The sequence below is a fragment of the Cohnella laeviribosi DSM 21336 genome (assembly GCF_000378425.1).
Lineage (GTDB): Bacteria > Bacillota > Bacilli > Paenibacillales > Paenibacillaceae > Cohnella > Cohnella laeviribosi.
Genome location: NZ_KB899835.1, coordinates 1 through 15,386, shown reverse-complemented (window position 1 = coordinate 15,386; position 15,386 = coordinate 1). Strand labels below are relative to the sequence as shown.

The following is a 15,386-nucleotide window of genomic DNA, read 5'->3' as shown; positions in this document are numbered from 1 at the left end:
GATCACTCCGCTTTCCTTTTTTCCAACCGGCGCCTCAGCCTTTCCTTCCATCCTTCCGACAAGGCCTGGATGGCCAGCATTTGGCGGATGCCATCTTCATCGTCCTTGTCGATAAACAGGATCCGGTTCGCCTCGGCGACGGTCGCCGTGTCTTTGGGCCTTTCGATCAGAACGAGTTCGCCTTTGGATACGGCGCCCGGCTCCAGCACGCGAAAATAAAATCCCGTCGCGCCGGACTGGAGCACGAGCGAGGGAAGCTCGTCCAGTCCCCACTTCATGGCCAGCTTCCAGCAGGGCTGGCGGGGCTGGCTGACCTGCAGCTTCACCTCGCCAAGCCTGAAAACGTCGCCGATGCACACTTCGTTTTCGATCCGCCGGTCCACCGTGAAATTTTCCCCAAACGCCCCGTAGTCCAGCTTCTTGCCGAGCACCCGCTCCCAATGCCCGTAGTGGGCGCAGCTGTAAACGCATACGGCCTTGTCGGGACCGCCGTGATTGACAAGATCGGCCTGCTCGTCGCCCGCAAGCCCGGCCGGCCCGAGTGCGATCGGGCCGGTGACCGGCTTCTTGTTGATGCCCGACCTCGTTTCTTTGTTTTTGTAAATTCCCGGCTCCGCCAAAGATACGTTGACGGACAGCAGCGGGATGGTCAGAGCGTCCGCCGCCATTTGCCAAAGTCACTCCATCCGTTTTTCGTTTGCATAAGCCTTTTGCCCGTGCGCCACGCTATGAACGCAGCCCATCCAAACCGAACGGGAGGTATTCGCCGTGAGCTCGTCCAAACGCAGAAGGGAAAGCGCCTGGAAAAGCCGCAAGCAAGCCCGCAACCCGCACGGGCCGATCTCTTCTCTGCACGAGTTGGCTCAGGAAGACGGCCCGCCTGAAGAAAAACCGTAATCGTCCTGCACCCGCTCCGCCGGCCGGACCGGCTCCCTCACCGGGGCTGAGCCAGCGGCAACACCATCTCATGCCAGCGTATGCCGCCATGTTCGTCGTAAACGGCGCCGGTTTCCCGGAAGCCGGCTTGCCGGTACCAGCCGATCAGCGGCCGCTGGCACATCAGCATGACGCCGCGGCGCCCGCCGGATGCGGCCGCATCCGGCGGGCGCCCGCAAAAGCGCGGCTCCGATTCCGCGTCCTCGCCGTTCGGCGGCCACCGCGACCGTGAGAATGCACAGCCGTTCTCCGTCCGGAGTGCCGCCGTGCGTTTTTTTGAGGCCGACGTCCGAACAATCGCGAGCGTTCGTCAGCACGCCGTTGGCGATGCCTGTAAGCTGCGGCCCGTCCCATGCGGAAAGAAAGTAGGAAGGAAACCGTTCCCACCGATAGCGGAACGCTTCCGGCGAGGCCGCCGCTGCCGGGGGATAGCACGACGCCTCCAACCGGATCGCCAGCTCCAGCTCCTCTTCCGTACGGAGCGGACGGATTTCGACCGTCAAGACAGCTTCGCCTTCTCGGCTGCCGTCAGCCGCCGCCCTCTCGCTTCAAGCACCTGTTTTCCGCCGCTGAGCCCCCAGATTTCGTCGGCGAACTTCTCCGCAAGCTCAAGCCGGTGCAGCGCCGCGATGACGGTCGTTCCCTTTTCTTTGCAAAGCTTTCGGAGCAGCGCCATTATCTCCTCCGACGAATGCGGGTCGAGTCCCGACACCGGTTCGTCCGCAAGCAGCAGCTTCGCCCCGTGCGCAATCCCTCTTGCGATGGCGACGCGCTGCCGTTCCCCCCCGCTCAGCTTCTCGGCCTGCTGATGGGCGCGGTCGATCAGGCCGACGGCTTCCAGCGTATCCATGGCGCCCATATAGTCGTCGTTGCGGACCATGCCCGTAAACCGCCGGATGGCCGACACTTGCCCGACGGCTCCGATCAGCACGTTTTTGAGCGCCGTTTTTTTCTCGTAGAGAACCGGTTTTTGCTCCAGATAGGCGATCTGGCGGCGCAGCCTGAACTTGCCCAGGGCGCCGAGCCGGCCGACGTTTTGCCCTTCGAACCAGTATTCGCCGCCGGTCCACGGATCGCGCAAGCCGAGGCAGCGGAGCAGAGTCGACTTGCCGCTGCCGCTCGGTCCGACCACCGCCAGAAACGTTCCCGCCTCCAGCCGGCCGTGAATATTTTCCAATATCGTTTTTCCTTGCGGAAGCTTGCGGGACAATCCCTTTATCGTAATCATCGCTTGCCGAAACTCCTTCTGCCGCGAAAAACGCATTCGCTTTTTTCTATAAATCTAGTTTATTTCATTACGGAACTCCTTTCCATACGAACAAATGTTTGCTATAATGGAAATAAGAACATTTGTTCCCCACAATTCGGGTAAAGGTGGAATGATGGATGGTAACCTGCGAGCACTTCCGGTACTTGGAGCCTTCAAGGGGAAACCGCCCGTCACGCGATCTGACCTTCAAATTTTACTCCGACGGGAAACTGACGATTATCGATAACGATACCGGACGCACGATGAACCCCCGCGACTTGAGCGGGGGCAGCTACGATTTTTATGTCCGCCAGCGGCTTGCGTTCATCAGGCGCGATCTGCAGGCCAAACTGGTCAAGTACGCTTGAACGGAATTACGGCACGTTCTTGTCGATGTTGTTCAAGCTGGGAGGACGCCGCGACATCTTGTTCGATTTGACCGTTTCGGCTTCCTCCCTCAGGCTGGAATCGTTTTGCCGGTCGTCCGTTTTGGTGCTTTTGTTTTTCGGCATGGCCCCGCACACCTCCTCCCGTGTCCTTCCAAGGATATCGACCGCGTTGCGCGTCGCGATTCCTAGTATGCTTCAACCCATTCATTTACAAACGGGAAAATCAAAGCGATAATGATTACATCCCCTTTCCCGGCGAGCCGTCACTTTCCGTTCGGCGGAAGGATATGCTGAATCAGACATGCAATGGGTCGAAGGAGTCGAAGGACATGAAGCAAAATATTCTGTTCGATCTGGACGATACGTTGATCTACTGCAACCGGTATTTTCACGAGGTGTTGAACCGTTTTGGGGAGATCATGCTCGAATGGTTCGGTCCTTTCGGGGCGACGCGGGAGGGCATTATGGAGAAGCATACCGAAATCGATATTGCCGGCGTGAACGTGCTCGGCTTTCAAAGCGAACACTTTCCGCAGTCGTTCGTCGATACGTACCGGTATTACAGCCGTTTGTACGGAAGGAAGATCTCAAGCGAAGAAGAACGGTGGTTATGGGAGCTCGGAATCGGCGTTTACGATCACGAGGTCGAGCCTTATCCGCACATGGAGGAAACGCTGCGGCAGCTGATTGCCGAGGGGCATCGCCTGCATTTGTATACGGGGGGAGAACCCGCTATTCAGCGTCGGAAAATCGAACGAATGAACCTCGAACGCTTTTTCGAAGACCGGATTTACGTCCGTCAACATAAAAATACGGAAGCTCTGCGAAGCATTCTGAAACACGGAAGATTCGATCCGGAGCATACCTGGATGATCGGCAATTCCCTTCGGACCGACGTCATGCCGGCGCTCGAATGCGGCATTCATTCCATCTATCTGAAGCAGGAAGAAGAGTGGGCCTACAACGTCATCCCGATCGAGACGGCCCCCAAAGGCGCGTTCATCACGCTGACCGCCTTAAACGAAGTGCCGCCGGCCATCCATCATTATTTGATGCAGATGAAGGAACCGGGCTGATGCGGCTATTGCCCTTTCAATTTCTCGAACAACTTGCGCACGCCGTCCGACCATTGCGGATCTTCGGCATAGGTGCGATTGAACCACTCGAACGGATCGTAGCCTTCGGGCCTGCTTTGGCCGAGCTTCGCGATCAGCTTGGCCGCGATGGCGGAGGAATCGGCAATATTGGTGTTGTATTCTTGCCAGCTATGGAATACGTTAAACGGATTGTTGGCGATTTTCTCGGCCTGCTCGTGGGATTTGGGGACAAAGCCCTGCTCCTGGCCGGTTATGGCAAAAAGCAGCAGCGGATGCACGTCGTAGGTGCGGGCGCTCTCCACGATCGCGCCGAAATAAGGCTCGTCCGCGAGCAGGGAATCGCGGCTGCGCAAGTACGCTTTGACCGCCTCGACGTCGAATGCTTCATAGCGAAGCCATTCCGGCATTCCCGCATCCTGCGCTTGCCCGGATGCGGCAGCCGCCGGCTTAGGCGTTGCGGTTTCGGTCTTCACGGATGAAGGGCTTTCCGTGCCCAGTCCGGAAATGACGCCAATCGCGATGCCCCCGGCCAGCACAAGAAGCGACAACGCCCCGACGGCAGATCGGCGCAAGGGAAAAGAAGGCCGTTCCGCCGTTGCCGACGGCGCGTCGGCCGATGGAGACGGCAAGACCGCTATAGCGCTCCGTTCCGCGGAGCCGGCCGTTCTGCCGCCGGCATCGCCCGCGCCCTGCGGCGCGTTGCCCTCGCTTGAGCCCGAGCGGATGGCTTCGGACGGCTGGCCGCGGTTAAGCCAATCGCCGAGCCGATCCGCGCTCCCCCATCCGGGCAGCCGTTCGCCTGCCCAATCGAGCAGCGACGCCCACGCCTCTTCCGTCAGCAGCTTCAGATCGGCGCAGGCGTCCAACACGTCCTCCAAGCGAACTTCCCGTCTTTCCTTAATCAAGCAGCGCCGGATCAATTCATCGGTTAACCGGTCGCGCACCGCTTCGGGCAACTCGGGCAAGCGGCGATACAGCGCATCGCGGATGGCGGCCGCCACGATTTCGGCCTTGCGGCTGCCCGGAAGAGGCGCATACTTCGTTTGCACATAACGGCGTATGACGTTCACATCCGTCGGCGACAACAACGCGGCGCGTTCCATCTATTGATCCTCCTCGCCCGTTCTTCTCTCCGCATTTAAGTGTAGCACACAGGAAAGGATCGGAGAAAGCGGCTTCATCGCCAAGCCGAAGTTCAATCCGAAACGGCTTCCGCGATCGCCCGCTGTACCGGTTCGCTGCGTATAAACGCTTCGATCTGCTCCTTTTCGCCCGCCGTGAATTGGTACTCGCAGTCGGTCCCTTCGTCCTGCGGAACGATCTGCACCGGATCGCCCGCATGCGTGCAAATCACCAGCGCCGTCAAATCGATCAGGTCGGCCGGAACGAAGGAATCCTCCGACAGTTCGAAACGCAGGTCGATGTCCACCCACATGTCGTCCCGGCGCTCGATCGTCGGCGAAAACGAAACAAAACGCAGTTCATGCACCTTGTCATCCCCGTAACGGATCAATTCAGGCACACCCCCTAGATTCCTATTTTTCTGCTCTCTATCCCGCCCCGAAATCGCAATAAAGGGGCTGTATCCGGAGCATCGTCTGCCCTCCGGAACAACCCCTTCACTCCCGGCGTTTCACGTATCGCTCTTCGGCCGTCTTACGGAAGCAGCGTCGAGCCCATCAGGTATTTGTCGACTTCGCGGGCAGCCTCGCGTCCTTCGTTGATCGCCCATACGACGAGGCTTTGTCCGCGGCGCATGTCGCCGGCGGCGAACACTTTGTCGACGTTGGTTCTGTATTTGCCGTAAGCCGCCTTCACATTCGAGCGGCGATCGGTTTCCAGGTTCAGCTCGTCGATAATCGTACGCTCCGGACCTTCGAATCCTACCGCCACGAGGACGAGATCGGCGCGCCAGACTTTCTCGGTTCCCGGAATTTCTTCGTAAATTTTGCGCCCTTGCTCGTCTACGTAACGGCGGATTTGAACCGTATGAAGTTCCTTGACGTTGCCGTTCTCGTCGCCCACAAATTTCTTCGTCAGCACCGAGAAAGCCCGCGGGTCTTCGCCGAACAGCGCCTTTGCCTCTTCGTGCGCGTAGTCCAGCGTATAGACATTCGGGAATTGCGGCCAAGGATTGTTTACCGGATCGCGGGTAAGCGGCGCCTTCGGATGCGTGCCGAATTGGGTTACGCTCGCGCATTGGTGGCGCAGCGCGGTGGCCACGCAGTCCGTTCCGGTGTCGCCGCCGCCGATGACGATGACATGTTTATCTTTGGCGGAAATATAAGTGCCTTCAGCCAGCCCGGTATCGAGATAGCTCTTGATCGTCGAATTCAGGTATTCCATTGCCGGGTAGATGCCCTTCAGCGTCGCGCCTTCGATATCGCCGAGGCCGCGCGCTTTGGTTGCGCCGCCGCACAGCACAACCGCGTCGTATTCTTCCACCAGCTTCTTCGCGGGAATATCCTTGCCGATCTCCGTGTTGGTCACGAAGTTGACGCCTTCCGCCGCCAGCAGATCGACGCGGCGCTGAACGATGTGCTTTTCCAGCTTCATCGTCGGAATGCCGTAGGTCAGAAGGCCGCCGATCCGGTCCGCCCGTTCGTAGACGGTAACGGTGTGGCCCGCTTTGTTAAGCTGCGCGGCGGCAGCCAGGCCTGCAGGACCTGAGCCGACGATGGCTACCTTTTTCCCGGTGCGCGTTTTGGGCGGCTGCGGTACGACCCAGCCTTCCTCGAAGGCGCGGTCGATGATCGCCTGCTCGATCGTCTTGATCGTAACCGGTTCGCCGATCAGGCCGACCGTACAGGAGCCTTCGCAGGGAGCCGGGCAGACGCGTCCCGTAAACTCGGGGAAGTTGTTCGTTTTCGACAAGCGCTCATAGGCTTCCTTCCACAGCCCCCGGTAAACGAGATTGTTCCATTCCGGAATCAAGTTGTTGATGGGGCATCCCGAAGCGCTGCCGGCCAGTTCCATTCCGGTATGGCAGTACGGGGTTCCGCAGTCCATACAGCGGGCACCCTGGGTACGAAGCTGCTCTTCGGAGAGCATCTGATGGAATTCGTTCCAGTCCTTGATGCGCTCCAACGGATCGCGATCGCCCGGAAGCTCACGTTTATATTCCATAAATCCCGTAGGCGTCGACATCTTCTTTTCCTCCATCTATCGATATGTCGCATATGCAAGTTGCCTTAATGATAGAAAATCGTATCAAACATTCCGGCAGGCCAGAATGGACTATCCTCTCAATAGTTTGCACTATTCTTCCTTAGCGCCTTCCCGCGAATCGGCGCGCTCGTATTCGCAAAACGCGAACGCAAACGCGTGCTTTTCGTCGGGAGCAACCGGCGTGCGGGAAATAAGACGCCACTTGCGCCGGTCGAATTCGGGGAAAAACGCGTCCCCTTCGACCTCGGCCTCCACCTCGGTCAGAAGCAGACGGTCGGCGTAAGGCAGCATCTGCCTGTAAACGTCCGCTCCCCCGATCACCATCAAAGGCTGATCCCGGTAACGTTCCAGCGCTTCCGCGATCGACCGGACCAGCACGCACCCCGGAGGCGCCTCCGTCATCGACCTGGACAGAATGACATTCGTTCGTCCGGCAAGCGGCCGCTTCAGCGACCGAAACGTCTTGCTGCCCATCAGTACGGGCTTGCCCATCGTCTGCGCTTTAAAAAAAGCCATGTCTGCGGGCAGGCGCCACGGCAAATTGTTGTCGGCGCCGATGACGCCGTTGCGGGCCACGGCGGCAATCATCGTGATCGGCATCCGCGCGCCTCCTTGCATTTGCAATAGTTCTATCATACCATAAACCGCCTAAACGGCGACAGGCGCCTTGATGGCGGGATGATGCTGGTAACCGACAAACTCGAAATCTTCGAACGTATAATCGAAAATGCTGTCGGGCTTGCGTTTGATCACCAGCTTCGGCAGCGGGAACGGCTCGCGGCTGAGCTGCAGCTTCACCTGCTCCAGATGGTTGCTGTAAATATGAACGTCGCCGCCCGACCAGATTAATTCGCCCGCTTCGAGATCGCACTGCTGCGCAACCATGTGCGTAAGCAGCGCGTACGACGCGATGTTGAAAGGCAGCCCGAGGAAGGTATCGACGGAACGCATCGTAAACATGCACGAAAGCTTGCCGCCCGCGACGTAAAATTGAAACGCGAAATGGCAAGGCGGCAGCTTCATCCGGTCGATCTCCGCCGCGTTCCAGGCGCTTACGATATGGCGGCGGGAATCCGGATTGCGCTTAATCGCTTCGATCACGGCCGCAATCTGGTCGATGCGCCGTCCGTCCGGCGCCTCCCAGGCGCGCCATTGCGAGCCGTATACCGGCCCGAGATCGCCGTTCTCGTCCGCCCATTCGTCCCAGATCGACACGCCGTTTTCCTTCAAATAGCGAATATTCGTATCTCCGCTCAAAAACCAGAGCAGCTCGTGAACGATCGACTTCAGATGAAGACGCTTGGTCGTCACCAGCGGAAACCCTTCGGACAGATCGAAACGGAGCTGCCGGCCGAATACGCTGATCGTCCCCGTTCCCGTCCGGTCTTCCTTCTTCACCCCGTGATCGAGAATATCCTGCAGCAAATCCAAATAATTGCGCAAACCGAACACACCTTTTATCGTCTTTTATCGTTCATTGTATCATTTATTGCGGTCTTCTGTCGACGAATAACGAAGCTGCCGCCGTTTTTTCCGGGCCTCGTAGCGCTCCGGCGCGCTCTCGAACAGCTTGCGCTCCTCTTCCGTTTCGGGGATGACTTCCGGCACCGGAACCGGACGCCCTTCTTCGTCCACCGCGACGAACGTGCTGAAGGCGGTCACGGTTACGCGCCGCTCGCCGGTCTCCAGATTTTCGGCCCTGACGACACAGTACAGCTCCATCGAGGTGCGGTGCGTCCAGGTGACGAACGCCTCCAGTTCGATTGCTTCGCCCATCCGGACGGGAGACATAAAGTCGAGGCTGTCCGTCGAAGCCGTAACGACCCTGCGGCCGCAATGCCGCATCGCGGCGATGACGCAAATCTCGTCGATGTCCTGCATCAGCGAACCGCCGAACATCGTGCCGTGGTAATTCGTATCTCCTGGAAACACAAGCCTCGTCTTGATGGAACGGGACATGCTCATTTTTTTGGCTGGAAGCGCCATTCAAATCCCTCCTTCGAAATGCCGGTTATAGAAAAACCGCCCTACCGTAGCGGAATTCGGGCGGTTTTGAAGCATGGGCGATTATTTGCGGGGAGCGATCGTGTGGATCGGATGTCCGAGCGCGAGCTCCGCCGTATCCATCGTAATTTCTCCGAGCGTCGGATGCGCGTGAATCGTCAGCGCGATATCCTCGACCGTAGCGCCCATCTCGATGGCGAGGCCGAGCTCGGCAATGATGTTCGACGCTTCGACGCCGGCGATTTGGGCACCGAGGACAAGCCCCGTATCGGCATCGGAGATGATCTTCATGAAGCCGTCCGCGCCGTCGAGCGTCACCGCGCGTCCGTTGCCCCCGAACGGGAACTTGCTCGACTTGACGTTCAGGCCTTTCTCCTTCGCTTCCTTCTCCGTGTAGCCGACGCTTGCGCATTCCGGATCGGAGAACGCGACGGCGGGAATGCACTTGTAGTCGACTTTGGACGGCAGTCCCGCGATCGCTTCGGCCGCGACCTTCGCTTCGTAGGAAGCTTTATGCGCCAGCGCAGGGCCGGGCACGATGTCGCCGATCGCGTAGATGTGCGGGATATTCGTGCGGCATTGCTCGTCGACTTCGATCAGGCCGCGCTCGTTGACCTTGACGTTGATCAGGTCGAGTCCGAGCTCGCCGTCGGTGTTCGGACGGCGTCCGACCGTCACGAGCAGATATTCCGCCGTAACCGTCTTCGTCTCCCCGCCCACTTCGTACGTGACGGTAATGTCCTTGTCGGTTTGCTCGGCGCTCTTGGCCAGCGCGCCGTTGACGATTTCGACGTTGTTTTTCTTCAGCTTCTTGACGACCAGTTGGCTCATGTCCTTGTCGAAGCCGGGCAGGATCGTATCCGCGCCTTCGAGGATCGTCACCTTCGTGCCGAACTTCGCGTACATTTGGCCGAGCTCGACGCCAATGTAGCCGCCGCCGATGACGACCAGGCTCTTCGGCACTTCCTGCAGCGACAGGGCTTCCGTCGAGGACAGAATCCGTCCGCCGAACGGGAACGCCTTGAGCTCGATCGGGCGGGAGCCGGTGGCGATGATGCAGTTTTTGAACCGGTAGCGCGGAGCTTCCTGATCGTTGAACAGGCGGGCTTCGTTTTCGCTGATGAACATGACTTCGCCGTTGAACATTTGAACCTTGTTCGCTTTAAGCAGCATTTCGACGCCGCTGGTCATCTTGTTTACGACGGAGTTTTTGTATTCTTGAACCTTGGCGAAGTCGACCGTCACGTTGCCGGCGGACAGGCCGTATTTGTCGGCGTGCAGCATTTCCTCATAATGATGCGCGGCGTTGATCAGCGCCTTGGAGGGGATACAGCCGACGTTCAAACATACGCCGCCCCATTTCGCCTTGTCGGCGATCATGACCTGCTGACCCAACTGCGCGGCGCGAATCGCGGCCACATAGCCGCCGGGTCCTGCGCCGATGACAAGCAGATCGATATCGATTGAAGCGTCTCCTACTACCATGGTTTATACCTCCATTACGAGCAGCTCGGGATCGGCCAGCAGCTGCTTGATGTAGTTCATGAAATTTTGCGCGGTTGCGCCGTCGATGATCCGGTGGTCGAAGCTGAGCGACAGAGCCATGACGGAAGCGGCGACGATTTCGCCGTTCTTGATGACCGGTTTTTCGGAAATACGGCCGGTGCCGAGGATGGCCACTTCCGGGAAGTTGATGACCGGAGTGAAGAACATGCCGCCGGCGGAACCGATATTCGTAATCGTAATGGTGCTGCCTTTAAGCTCGTTCGGAGCGAGTTTGCCTTCGCGGCCGCGCGCGGCGAGGTCGCGGATTTCGTTCGCGATCGTCCAGATGTTTTTGCGGTCGGCGTCGAACACGACCGGAACGAGCAGGCCGTTGTCGGTGTCGGTTGCGATGCCGACATTGTAATATTTCTTGTACACGATTTCGTTGGCCGCTTCGTCGATCGTCGCATTGAGCGCCGGGAATTCGCGGCAAGCGGCAACGAGCGCCTTGACGATAAACGGCAGGTACGTCAGCTTGACGCCTTTCTTCTCGGCGATCGCCTTGGAACGGTTGCGCAGCGCGACAAGCGCCGTGACGTCGACTTCGTCCATGATCGTCACGTGCGGCGCGGTATAAACGGACTTGACCATGGCGTTTGCGATCGCCTTGCGGATGCCTTTGAACGGAACGCGCTCTTCGACGCCCGGACCGGCTTGGACGGCTTTCGCTGCCGGTGCTTGAGCCGCCGCAGGAGTTGCAGACTCGGCCGCTTGAGCTGCCGCCGGAGCCGCTCCGCCGAAGTTCAGGACGTCTTCGCGGGTGATGCGGCCGTTCTTGCCGGTGCCGGTTACTTCGGCGATGTTGATGCCCTTCTCGCGCGCCAGCTTGCGGACGCTCGGCGTGGCCAGCACGAGCTTGTTCGCCTCGGCTGCCGGAGCTTGAGCCGCCGCGGGTGCCGGAGCGGCTTCGGCAGCGGGCGCTTGCGCGGGCTGGCCTTGCGTGTCGGCGCCGCCCGTCGCCGCGTTGCCGTCCGGAGCCGATACCGCGTCGGCCGGCAGATCGCCTTCCGCCTCGATGATGGCGACGACTTCGCCGACGTGCATAACTTGTCCGTCTTTGGCCAGCACTTCAAGCACTTTGCCGTTTACCGGACACGGCACTTCCACGATCGCCTTGTCGTTTTGCACTTCCATAATGATGTCTTCATCGGTTACCGTCTGGCCGGGGGAAATCAGCATTTTGACGATTTCGCCTTCATGCAGCCCCTCGCCCAGCTCGGGAAATTTGTATTCGAATCTTGCCACGAAGCAAAACCTCCTGTCCGATTAGAACTCCAGCACTTGATTGACCGTTTTGACGATGCGGGCCGGGGTCGGCAGCCACACGTCTTCGATCTGAACGAACGGATACACCGTATCCGGACCCGCGCAGCGAAGAACGGGCGCTTCCAAGTGCAGAATGGCGTTCTCGTTGATTTGGGCGATGATTTCGGCCGCGGCTCCGGCCGACTTTTGCGCTTCCTGGACGACGATCGCGCGGTTCGTCTTTTTGATCGATTCGACGATGGTGTCGATGTCGAGCGGCGACAGCGTTCTCAGGTCGATAACCTCCGCCTGGACGCCGTTTTTCTCCAGTTCGGCGGCCGCTTTAAGCGCCGTATGCACCATCAGGCCGTAAGCGATAATCGTCACGTCCTTGCCTTCGCGGACGACTTTCGCTTTGCCGATCGGCACCGTATATTCGCCTTCCGGCACTTCTTCCCGGAACGCGCGGTACAAGTTCAAATGCTCCATGAAAAAGACCGGGTCGTTGTCGCGGATGGCGGAAATCAGCAAGCCTTTGGCGTCGTACGGGTTGGACGGAACCACGACTTTGATCCCCGGCGTTTGAATCGCCAGGCCTTCGAGGGAGTCCGTGTGCAGTTCCGCCGCCTTGACTCCGCCGCCGAACGGCGTGCGGAATACGATCGGGGCGTTGTAGCGTCCGCCGGAACGGTAGCGCATCCGCGCCGCTTGGACGAACATTTGATCCAGCGCCTCGAAAATGAAGCCGACGAATTGAATTTCCGCAATCGGCCGGAAGCCTTGAATGCCCAGACCGACAGCGAGACCGCCGATGGCGGATTCCGCAAGCGGCGTGTCGAATACGCGGTGTTCGCCGAATTCCGCCTGCAAGCCTTCCGTAGCGCGGAACACGCCGCCGACATGGCCGACGTCCTCGCCGAAGATGACAACGTTCGGGTCGCGCTTCAGCTCGACCCGCATCGCGTCTTTAATCGCCTCAATCATAGTCATTTGAGCCATGTTGCAAACTCTCCCATCTTCGTCACGATTTATTGGAAATCCGCTTTTTGACGTTCAAGATCCGGCGGCGTTTGCTCGAACATGGAGTCGATCAAGCCGGCCACGGTCATTTTCTCTGTCTGTTCGGCTTTCTTGATGTGCTCGGCGACCGCCGCTTTCGCTTCTTCCTTCACGCGAGCGGTGTCTTCCTCGGACCAGAGGCCTTTGGCTTCGAGGTATTTGCCGAAACGGACGATCGGATCCTTAAGCGCCCATTCCGCTTCTTCTTCCTTCGTCCGGTATTTCGTCGCGTCGTCGGACATGGAGTGCGGACGGAAACGGTACGTCAAGCCTTCGATCAGCGTCGCGCCGCCTCCGTTGCGGGCGATTTCGGCCGCTTCCTTGACGGCGGAGATGACGGCCAAAACGTCCATGCCGTCCACTTGGACGCCGCGAATGCCCGCAGCCAGCGCCTTATGCGCGATCGATTGCGCGGCCGTTTGCTTGCTGTAAGGCGTCGTAATGGCGTAACGGTTGTTTTGCACAAAGTAGATCGCCGGGAGCTTGTAAACGCCGGCAAAGTTCAGGCCTTCGTAGAAGTCGCCTTCGGAGGAGCCGCCGTCGCCCGTGTACGCGATCACGACTCTTTTCTCGTTTTTCAGCTTGAAGCCCATCGCGATGCCGGTGGCATGCAAAATTTGCGCGCCGATAATGATTTGCGGCATGAGCACGTTCACGCCTTCCGGAATTTGGCCGCCGTGCTGATGGCCGCGGGAATACAGGAACGCCTGGTACAGCGGAAGCCCGTGCCAAACGAGCTGCGGCATGTCGCGGTAGCCGGGACAGATAAAGTCCGTCTTCTCGAGCGCATATTCGCTGCCGACCATCGTCGCTTCCTGGCCGGATACCGGGGCGTAGAAGCCGAGACGGCCTTGGCGTCCGAGATTGACCGCACGATCGTCCCAAGTCCGCGTAAACACCATGCGGTACATGATTTCCTTCAACTGATCGTCCGTCAGATCGGGGAGGCGTTCCGGATTGACGATTTCGCCTTCCGGAGACAATACTTGGAGTGGAACGACATCTTCCGACCGCACTTCGTGCGCATGAGCTTGAATCGGCTTAGCCGGAGCATCCAAAGAACCTTTACTCATCTCGATCACCTCGTCTTGAATTGTGGAAGAGGGCTTTCTGTTATAGAATTATTATATCTCTGTTAGAGTGATTTGGTCAAAGAAAAAAAGCCATGTTCCCCGATTCTACTTGTTTTTTATGTATTCCATGTTTGTAGTACAGACTGTTTTCATTAGTATAACAGGATGATACAAACATGCGGCAACCGTTGGTTTTACAGCTTTTGCGGCTGCCTTGGAAACGGGGTGAACCGGCTTTGCCCGCGGCCGATTTTCATGAATCGACGAAGGACGCCCTCCCTATGGTGTTCCCATCCGCCGAACCGGCCATACCCGAAGAACGCGGCTGAAAGCCGCTGCAGAAAGGATGACTGTCGCCATGAACGACGCGCATTTGTTCAAACGAACCATCGTCCGGCACGAGGTGCCGAGCCGAATTTTGCCTGAAGGCAAACGCGAAACGCGGATCTATCTGCCCCCCGGTTATCAGGAGACGCTCAGCTACCCCGTCGTCTATTGCCAGGACGGCCAGGACTTTTTCCAGTTTGGAAGGATCGCCACCATCGCGCAAAAAATGATTCTCGACGAAGGCTGGGAGCCGTTTGTCGTCGTCGGCGTGGACGTGGACAAAAAGGTCCGCACTTCCGAATATATGGCGGGCGGCGAGCGCAACGAGCGGTACATCCGTTTTTTTGCCGAGGAGCTGATCCCTTACGTGGAAAACAACATCGCCGTCCGCCGCGCTCCCGACCAGCGGGTGGTGGCCGGCGATTCGCTCGGCGGAGCCGTCAGCCTGTCGCTTGCGCTTTGGTATCCGCAGCTATTCAACCGTGTGCTGTCGTTGTCCGGCGCTTTCTATGCGGGCTCCGTGCTGGAATTGGAAGATCAGGCATCGCTGGAAGGATTAAGCGTCTGGATGACGGTCGGGCTGCAGGAAACCGCGTTCGCAACGGACATGGGCACCTTTAATTTTGTCGAGCTGAACCGGGAAGCGCGGCGGCTGCTCGAAGCCAAAGGCGCGTACGTCGATTACCGCGAAAAGGACGGCGAGCACAAGTGGGGCTTCTGGCAGTCGGAGCTGCCGGAGGCGCTGGGGGCGTTTATCGGTCCGAATGCGCATATGTAAGGCGATCCGGAACAAGCCCGGGATTCGAAAAAGGAGCGTCCCCATAAGGGCGACATCCCAAAAGCCGGCTCCGGACCCGCATAAAAGCGAATGAACCTCCGACCCCCTGTTATGCGGGCCGGGGGTTCATTCTATTTCATCAAAAGCATTTGTTTTATATCCGGCCCGCCGGAACGGGAGACGGCGCTGCAGTTGCTTTAACAGCAATTGCAAAGTCGCTTTGGATCACTGTCAAGAAAGTGGACACAACTTTTATCCTGCCTGGAGTTGCTCATAGTACCTTTTTTCGTACAAATACGGAGTCAGATAACCGATCGACGAATGGATACGGATGCGGTTATACTCCAATTCAATGTACTCGTAAATCGCATCATACGCCTGTTTACGAGTGTTAAATTTCGTTTGGTAAATGAGCTCTTTCTTGAGAACGCTGTGGAAAGATTCGATGCAGGCATTGTCGTAACAGTTGCCCTTGCGACTCATGCTGCCAATCATTTGGTTCGACTCCAGTCGCGC

General features: G+C 58.4%; 19 protein-coding genes. 4 read left to right on the top strand and 15 right to left on the bottom strand.

Annotated elements, in window-relative coordinates:
* Positions 1 to 2: 2 nt before the first annotated feature.
* Positions 3 to 668, bottom strand: a complete 666-nt coding sequence (locus F560_RS0116055) for an MOSC domain-containing protein (protein ID WP_019006777.1) — start codon at positions 666 to 668, stop codon at positions 3 to 5.
* 100 nt (positions 669 to 768) lie between these two features.
* Between F560_RS0116055 and F560_RS26285 the strand changes: the two genes are divergently transcribed.
* Positions 769 to 897: a DUF6254 family protein gene (locus tag F560_RS26285; RefSeq protein WP_019006776.1), complete on the top strand. Its 129-nt coding sequence runs from the start codon at positions 769 to 771 to the stop codon at positions 895 to 897.
* A 68-nt stretch (positions 898 to 965) separates the two neighbouring features.
* Here the strand turns inward: F560_RS26285 and F560_RS0116045 are convergent, their stop codons facing one another.
* Entirely contained in the window at positions 966 to 1,439 is a 474-nt protein-coding gene (locus F560_RS0116045) for a GNAT family N-acetyltransferase (protein WP_026298335.1), read from the bottom strand.
* Complete coding sequence (locus F560_RS0116040) at positions 1,436 to 2,164, bottom strand: phosphonate ABC transporter ATP-binding protein (protein WP_026298334.1); 729 nt, start codon at positions 2,162 to 2,164, stop codon at positions 1,436 to 1,438. Before F560_RS0116040 ends, F560_RS0116045 begins: the two co-directional genes overlap by 4 nt.
* 158 nt (positions 2,165 to 2,322) lie before the next feature.
* Between F560_RS0116040 and F560_RS0116035 the strand changes: the two genes are divergently transcribed.
* The gene (locus F560_RS0116035; protein WP_019006774.1) at positions 2,323 to 2,553 is read left to right on the top strand and encodes a hypothetical protein; all 231 of its coding nucleotides are present in this window, start codon (positions 2,323 to 2,325) and stop codon (positions 2,551 to 2,553) included.
* A 6-nt stretch (positions 2,554 to 2,559) separates the two neighbouring features.
* On the opposite strand, the gene F560_RS25975 is transcribed toward F560_RS0116035, so the two are convergent.
* Positions 2,560 to 2,697, bottom strand: coding sequence for a hypothetical protein (locus F560_RS25975; RefSeq protein ID WP_019006773.1), 138 nt, complete (start codon positions 2,695 to 2,697; stop codon positions 2,560 to 2,562).
* Positions 2,698 to 2,903: 206 nt separating this feature from the next.
* On the opposite strand from F560_RS25975, the gene F560_RS0116025 reads away from it, so the two are divergent.
* Entirely contained in the window at positions 2,904 to 3,650 is a 747-nt protein-coding gene (locus tag F560_RS0116025; protein WP_019006772.1) for an HAD family hydrolase, read from the top strand.
* Between the two features lie 5 nt (positions 3,651 to 3,655).
* Here F560_RS0116025 and F560_RS24690 read toward each other — a convergent pair whose 3' ends face one another.
* The 10 genes from F560_RS24690 to pdhA form a co-directional block, all read right to left on the bottom strand.
* Positions 3,656 to 4,774: a serine/threonine-protein kinase gene (locus tag F560_RS24690; RefSeq protein WP_019006771.1), complete on the bottom strand. Its 1,119-nt coding sequence runs from the start codon at positions 4,772 to 4,774 to the stop codon at positions 3,656 to 3,658.
* 92 nt (positions 4,775 to 4,866) lie between these two features.
* On the bottom strand, positions 4,867 to 5,193 hold the full coding sequence (locus tag F560_RS0116015) for a hypothetical protein (RefSeq protein WP_245554864.1): 327 nt from the start codon (positions 5,191 to 5,193) through the stop codon (positions 4,867 to 4,869).
* A 134-nt stretch (positions 5,194 to 5,327) separates the two neighbouring features.
* Positions 5,328 to 6,818, bottom strand: coding sequence for a glutamate synthase subunit beta (locus tag F560_RS0116010; protein ID WP_019006769.1), 1,491 nt, complete (start codon positions 6,816 to 6,818; stop codon positions 5,328 to 5,330).
* A gap of 111 nt (positions 6,819 to 6,929) precedes the next feature.
* Complete coding sequence (locus tag F560_RS0116005; RefSeq protein ID WP_019006768.1) at positions 6,930 to 7,439, bottom strand: dihydrofolate reductase; 510 nt, start codon at positions 7,437 to 7,439, stop codon at positions 6,930 to 6,932.
* Between the two features lie 48 nt (positions 7,440 to 7,487).
* Positions 7,488 to 8,282 (bottom strand): thymidylate synthase, encoded by a 795-nt coding sequence (gene thyA, locus F560_RS0116000; RefSeq protein ID WP_019006767.1) that lies wholly within the window; start codon positions 8,280 to 8,282, stop codon positions 7,488 to 7,490.
* A 39-nt stretch (positions 8,283 to 8,321) separates the two neighbouring features.
* Complete coding sequence (locus tag F560_RS0115995; protein WP_019006766.1) at positions 8,322 to 8,825, bottom strand: acyl-CoA thioesterase; 504 nt, start codon at positions 8,823 to 8,825, stop codon at positions 8,322 to 8,324.
* An 81-nt stretch (positions 8,826 to 8,906) separates the two neighbouring features.
* Complete coding sequence (lpdA, locus tag F560_RS0115990; protein ID WP_019006765.1) at positions 8,907 to 10,328, bottom strand: dihydrolipoyl dehydrogenase; 1,422 nt, start codon at positions 10,326 to 10,328, stop codon at positions 8,907 to 8,909.
* Positions 10,329 to 10,331: 3 nt separating this feature from the next.
* Positions 10,332 to 11,633 (bottom strand): dihydrolipoamide acetyltransferase family protein, encoded by a 1,302-nt coding sequence (locus F560_RS0115985; RefSeq protein ID WP_019006764.1) that lies wholly within the window; start codon positions 11,631 to 11,633, stop codon positions 10,332 to 10,334.
* Between the two features lie 21 nt (positions 11,634 to 11,654).
* On the bottom strand, positions 11,655 to 12,632 hold the full coding sequence (locus F560_RS0115980; RefSeq protein WP_019006763.1) for an alpha-ketoacid dehydrogenase subunit beta: 978 nt from the start codon (positions 12,630 to 12,632) through the stop codon (positions 11,655 to 11,657).
* 29 nt (positions 12,633 to 12,661) lie between these two features.
* On the bottom strand, positions 12,662 to 13,765 hold the full coding sequence (gene pdhA / locus F560_RS0115975; RefSeq protein ID WP_019006762.1) for a pyruvate dehydrogenase (acetyl-transferring) E1 component subunit alpha: 1,104 nt from the start codon (positions 13,763 to 13,765) through the stop codon (positions 12,662 to 12,664).
* A gap of 358 nt (positions 13,766 to 14,123) precedes the next feature.
* Here pdhA and F560_RS0115965 point away from each other — a divergent pair, with 358 nt between their 5' ends.
* The gene (locus F560_RS0115965) at positions 14,124 to 14,870 is read left to right on the top strand and encodes an alpha/beta hydrolase (protein WP_019006760.1); all 747 of its coding nucleotides are present in this window, start codon (positions 14,124 to 14,126) and stop codon (positions 14,868 to 14,870) included.
* 252 nt (positions 14,871 to 15,122) lie between these two features.
* Here F560_RS0115965 and F560_RS0115960 read toward each other — a convergent pair.
* The coding region (locus F560_RS0115960; RefSeq protein WP_019006759.1) for an integrase core domain-containing protein at positions 15,123 to 15,386 on the bottom strand (264 nt) is incomplete at its 5' end.

Coding starts and splice junctions, on each gene's coding strand:
- F560_RS0115995 (WP_019006766.1), bottom strand. CDS start 8,825: ATGGCGCTTCCAGCCAAAAAAATGAGCATGTCCCGTTCCATCAAGACG.
- lpdA (WP_019006765.1), bottom strand. CDS start 10,328: ATGGTAGTAGGAGACGCTTCAATCGATATCGATCTGCTTGTCATCGGC.
- F560_RS0115965 (WP_019006760.1), top strand. CDS start 14,124: ATGAACGACGCGCATTTGTTCAAACGAACCATCGTCCGGCACGAGGTG.
- F560_RS0115980 (WP_019006763.1), bottom strand. CDS start 12,632: ATGGCTCAAATGACTATGATTGAGGCGATTAAAGACGCGATGCGGGTC.
- F560_RS0116055 (WP_019006777.1), bottom strand. CDS start 668: ATGGCGGCGGACGCTCTGACCATCCCGCTGCTGTCCGTCAACGTATCT.
- F560_RS0116040 (WP_026298334.1), bottom strand. CDS start 2,164: ATGATTACGATAAAGGGATTGTCCCGCAAGCTTCCGCAAGGAAAAACG.
- pdhA (WP_019006762.1), bottom strand. CDS start 13,765: ATGAGTAAAGGTTCTTTGGATGCTCCGGCTAAGCCGATTCAAGCTCAT.
- F560_RS0116005 (WP_019006768.1), bottom strand. CDS start 7,439: ATGCCGATCACGATGATTGCCGCCGTGGCCCGCAACGGCGTCATCGGC.
- F560_RS25975 (WP_019006773.1), bottom strand. CDS start 2,697: ATGCCGAAAAACAAAAGCACCAAAACGGACGACCGGCAAAACGATTCC.
- F560_RS0116035 (WP_019006774.1), top strand. CDS start 2,323: ATGGTAACCTGCGAGCACTTCCGGTACTTGGAGCCTTCAAGGGGAAAC.
- F560_RS0116025 (WP_019006772.1), top strand. CDS start 2,904: ATGAAGCAAAATATTCTGTTCGATCTGGACGATACGTTGATCTACTGC.
- F560_RS24690 (WP_019006771.1), bottom strand. CDS start 4,774: ATGGAACGCGCCGCGTTGTTGTCGCCGACGGATGTGAACGTCATACGC.
- F560_RS0116010 (WP_019006769.1), bottom strand. CDS start 6,818: ATGTCGACGCCTACGGGATTTATGGAATATAAACGTGAGCTTCCGGGC.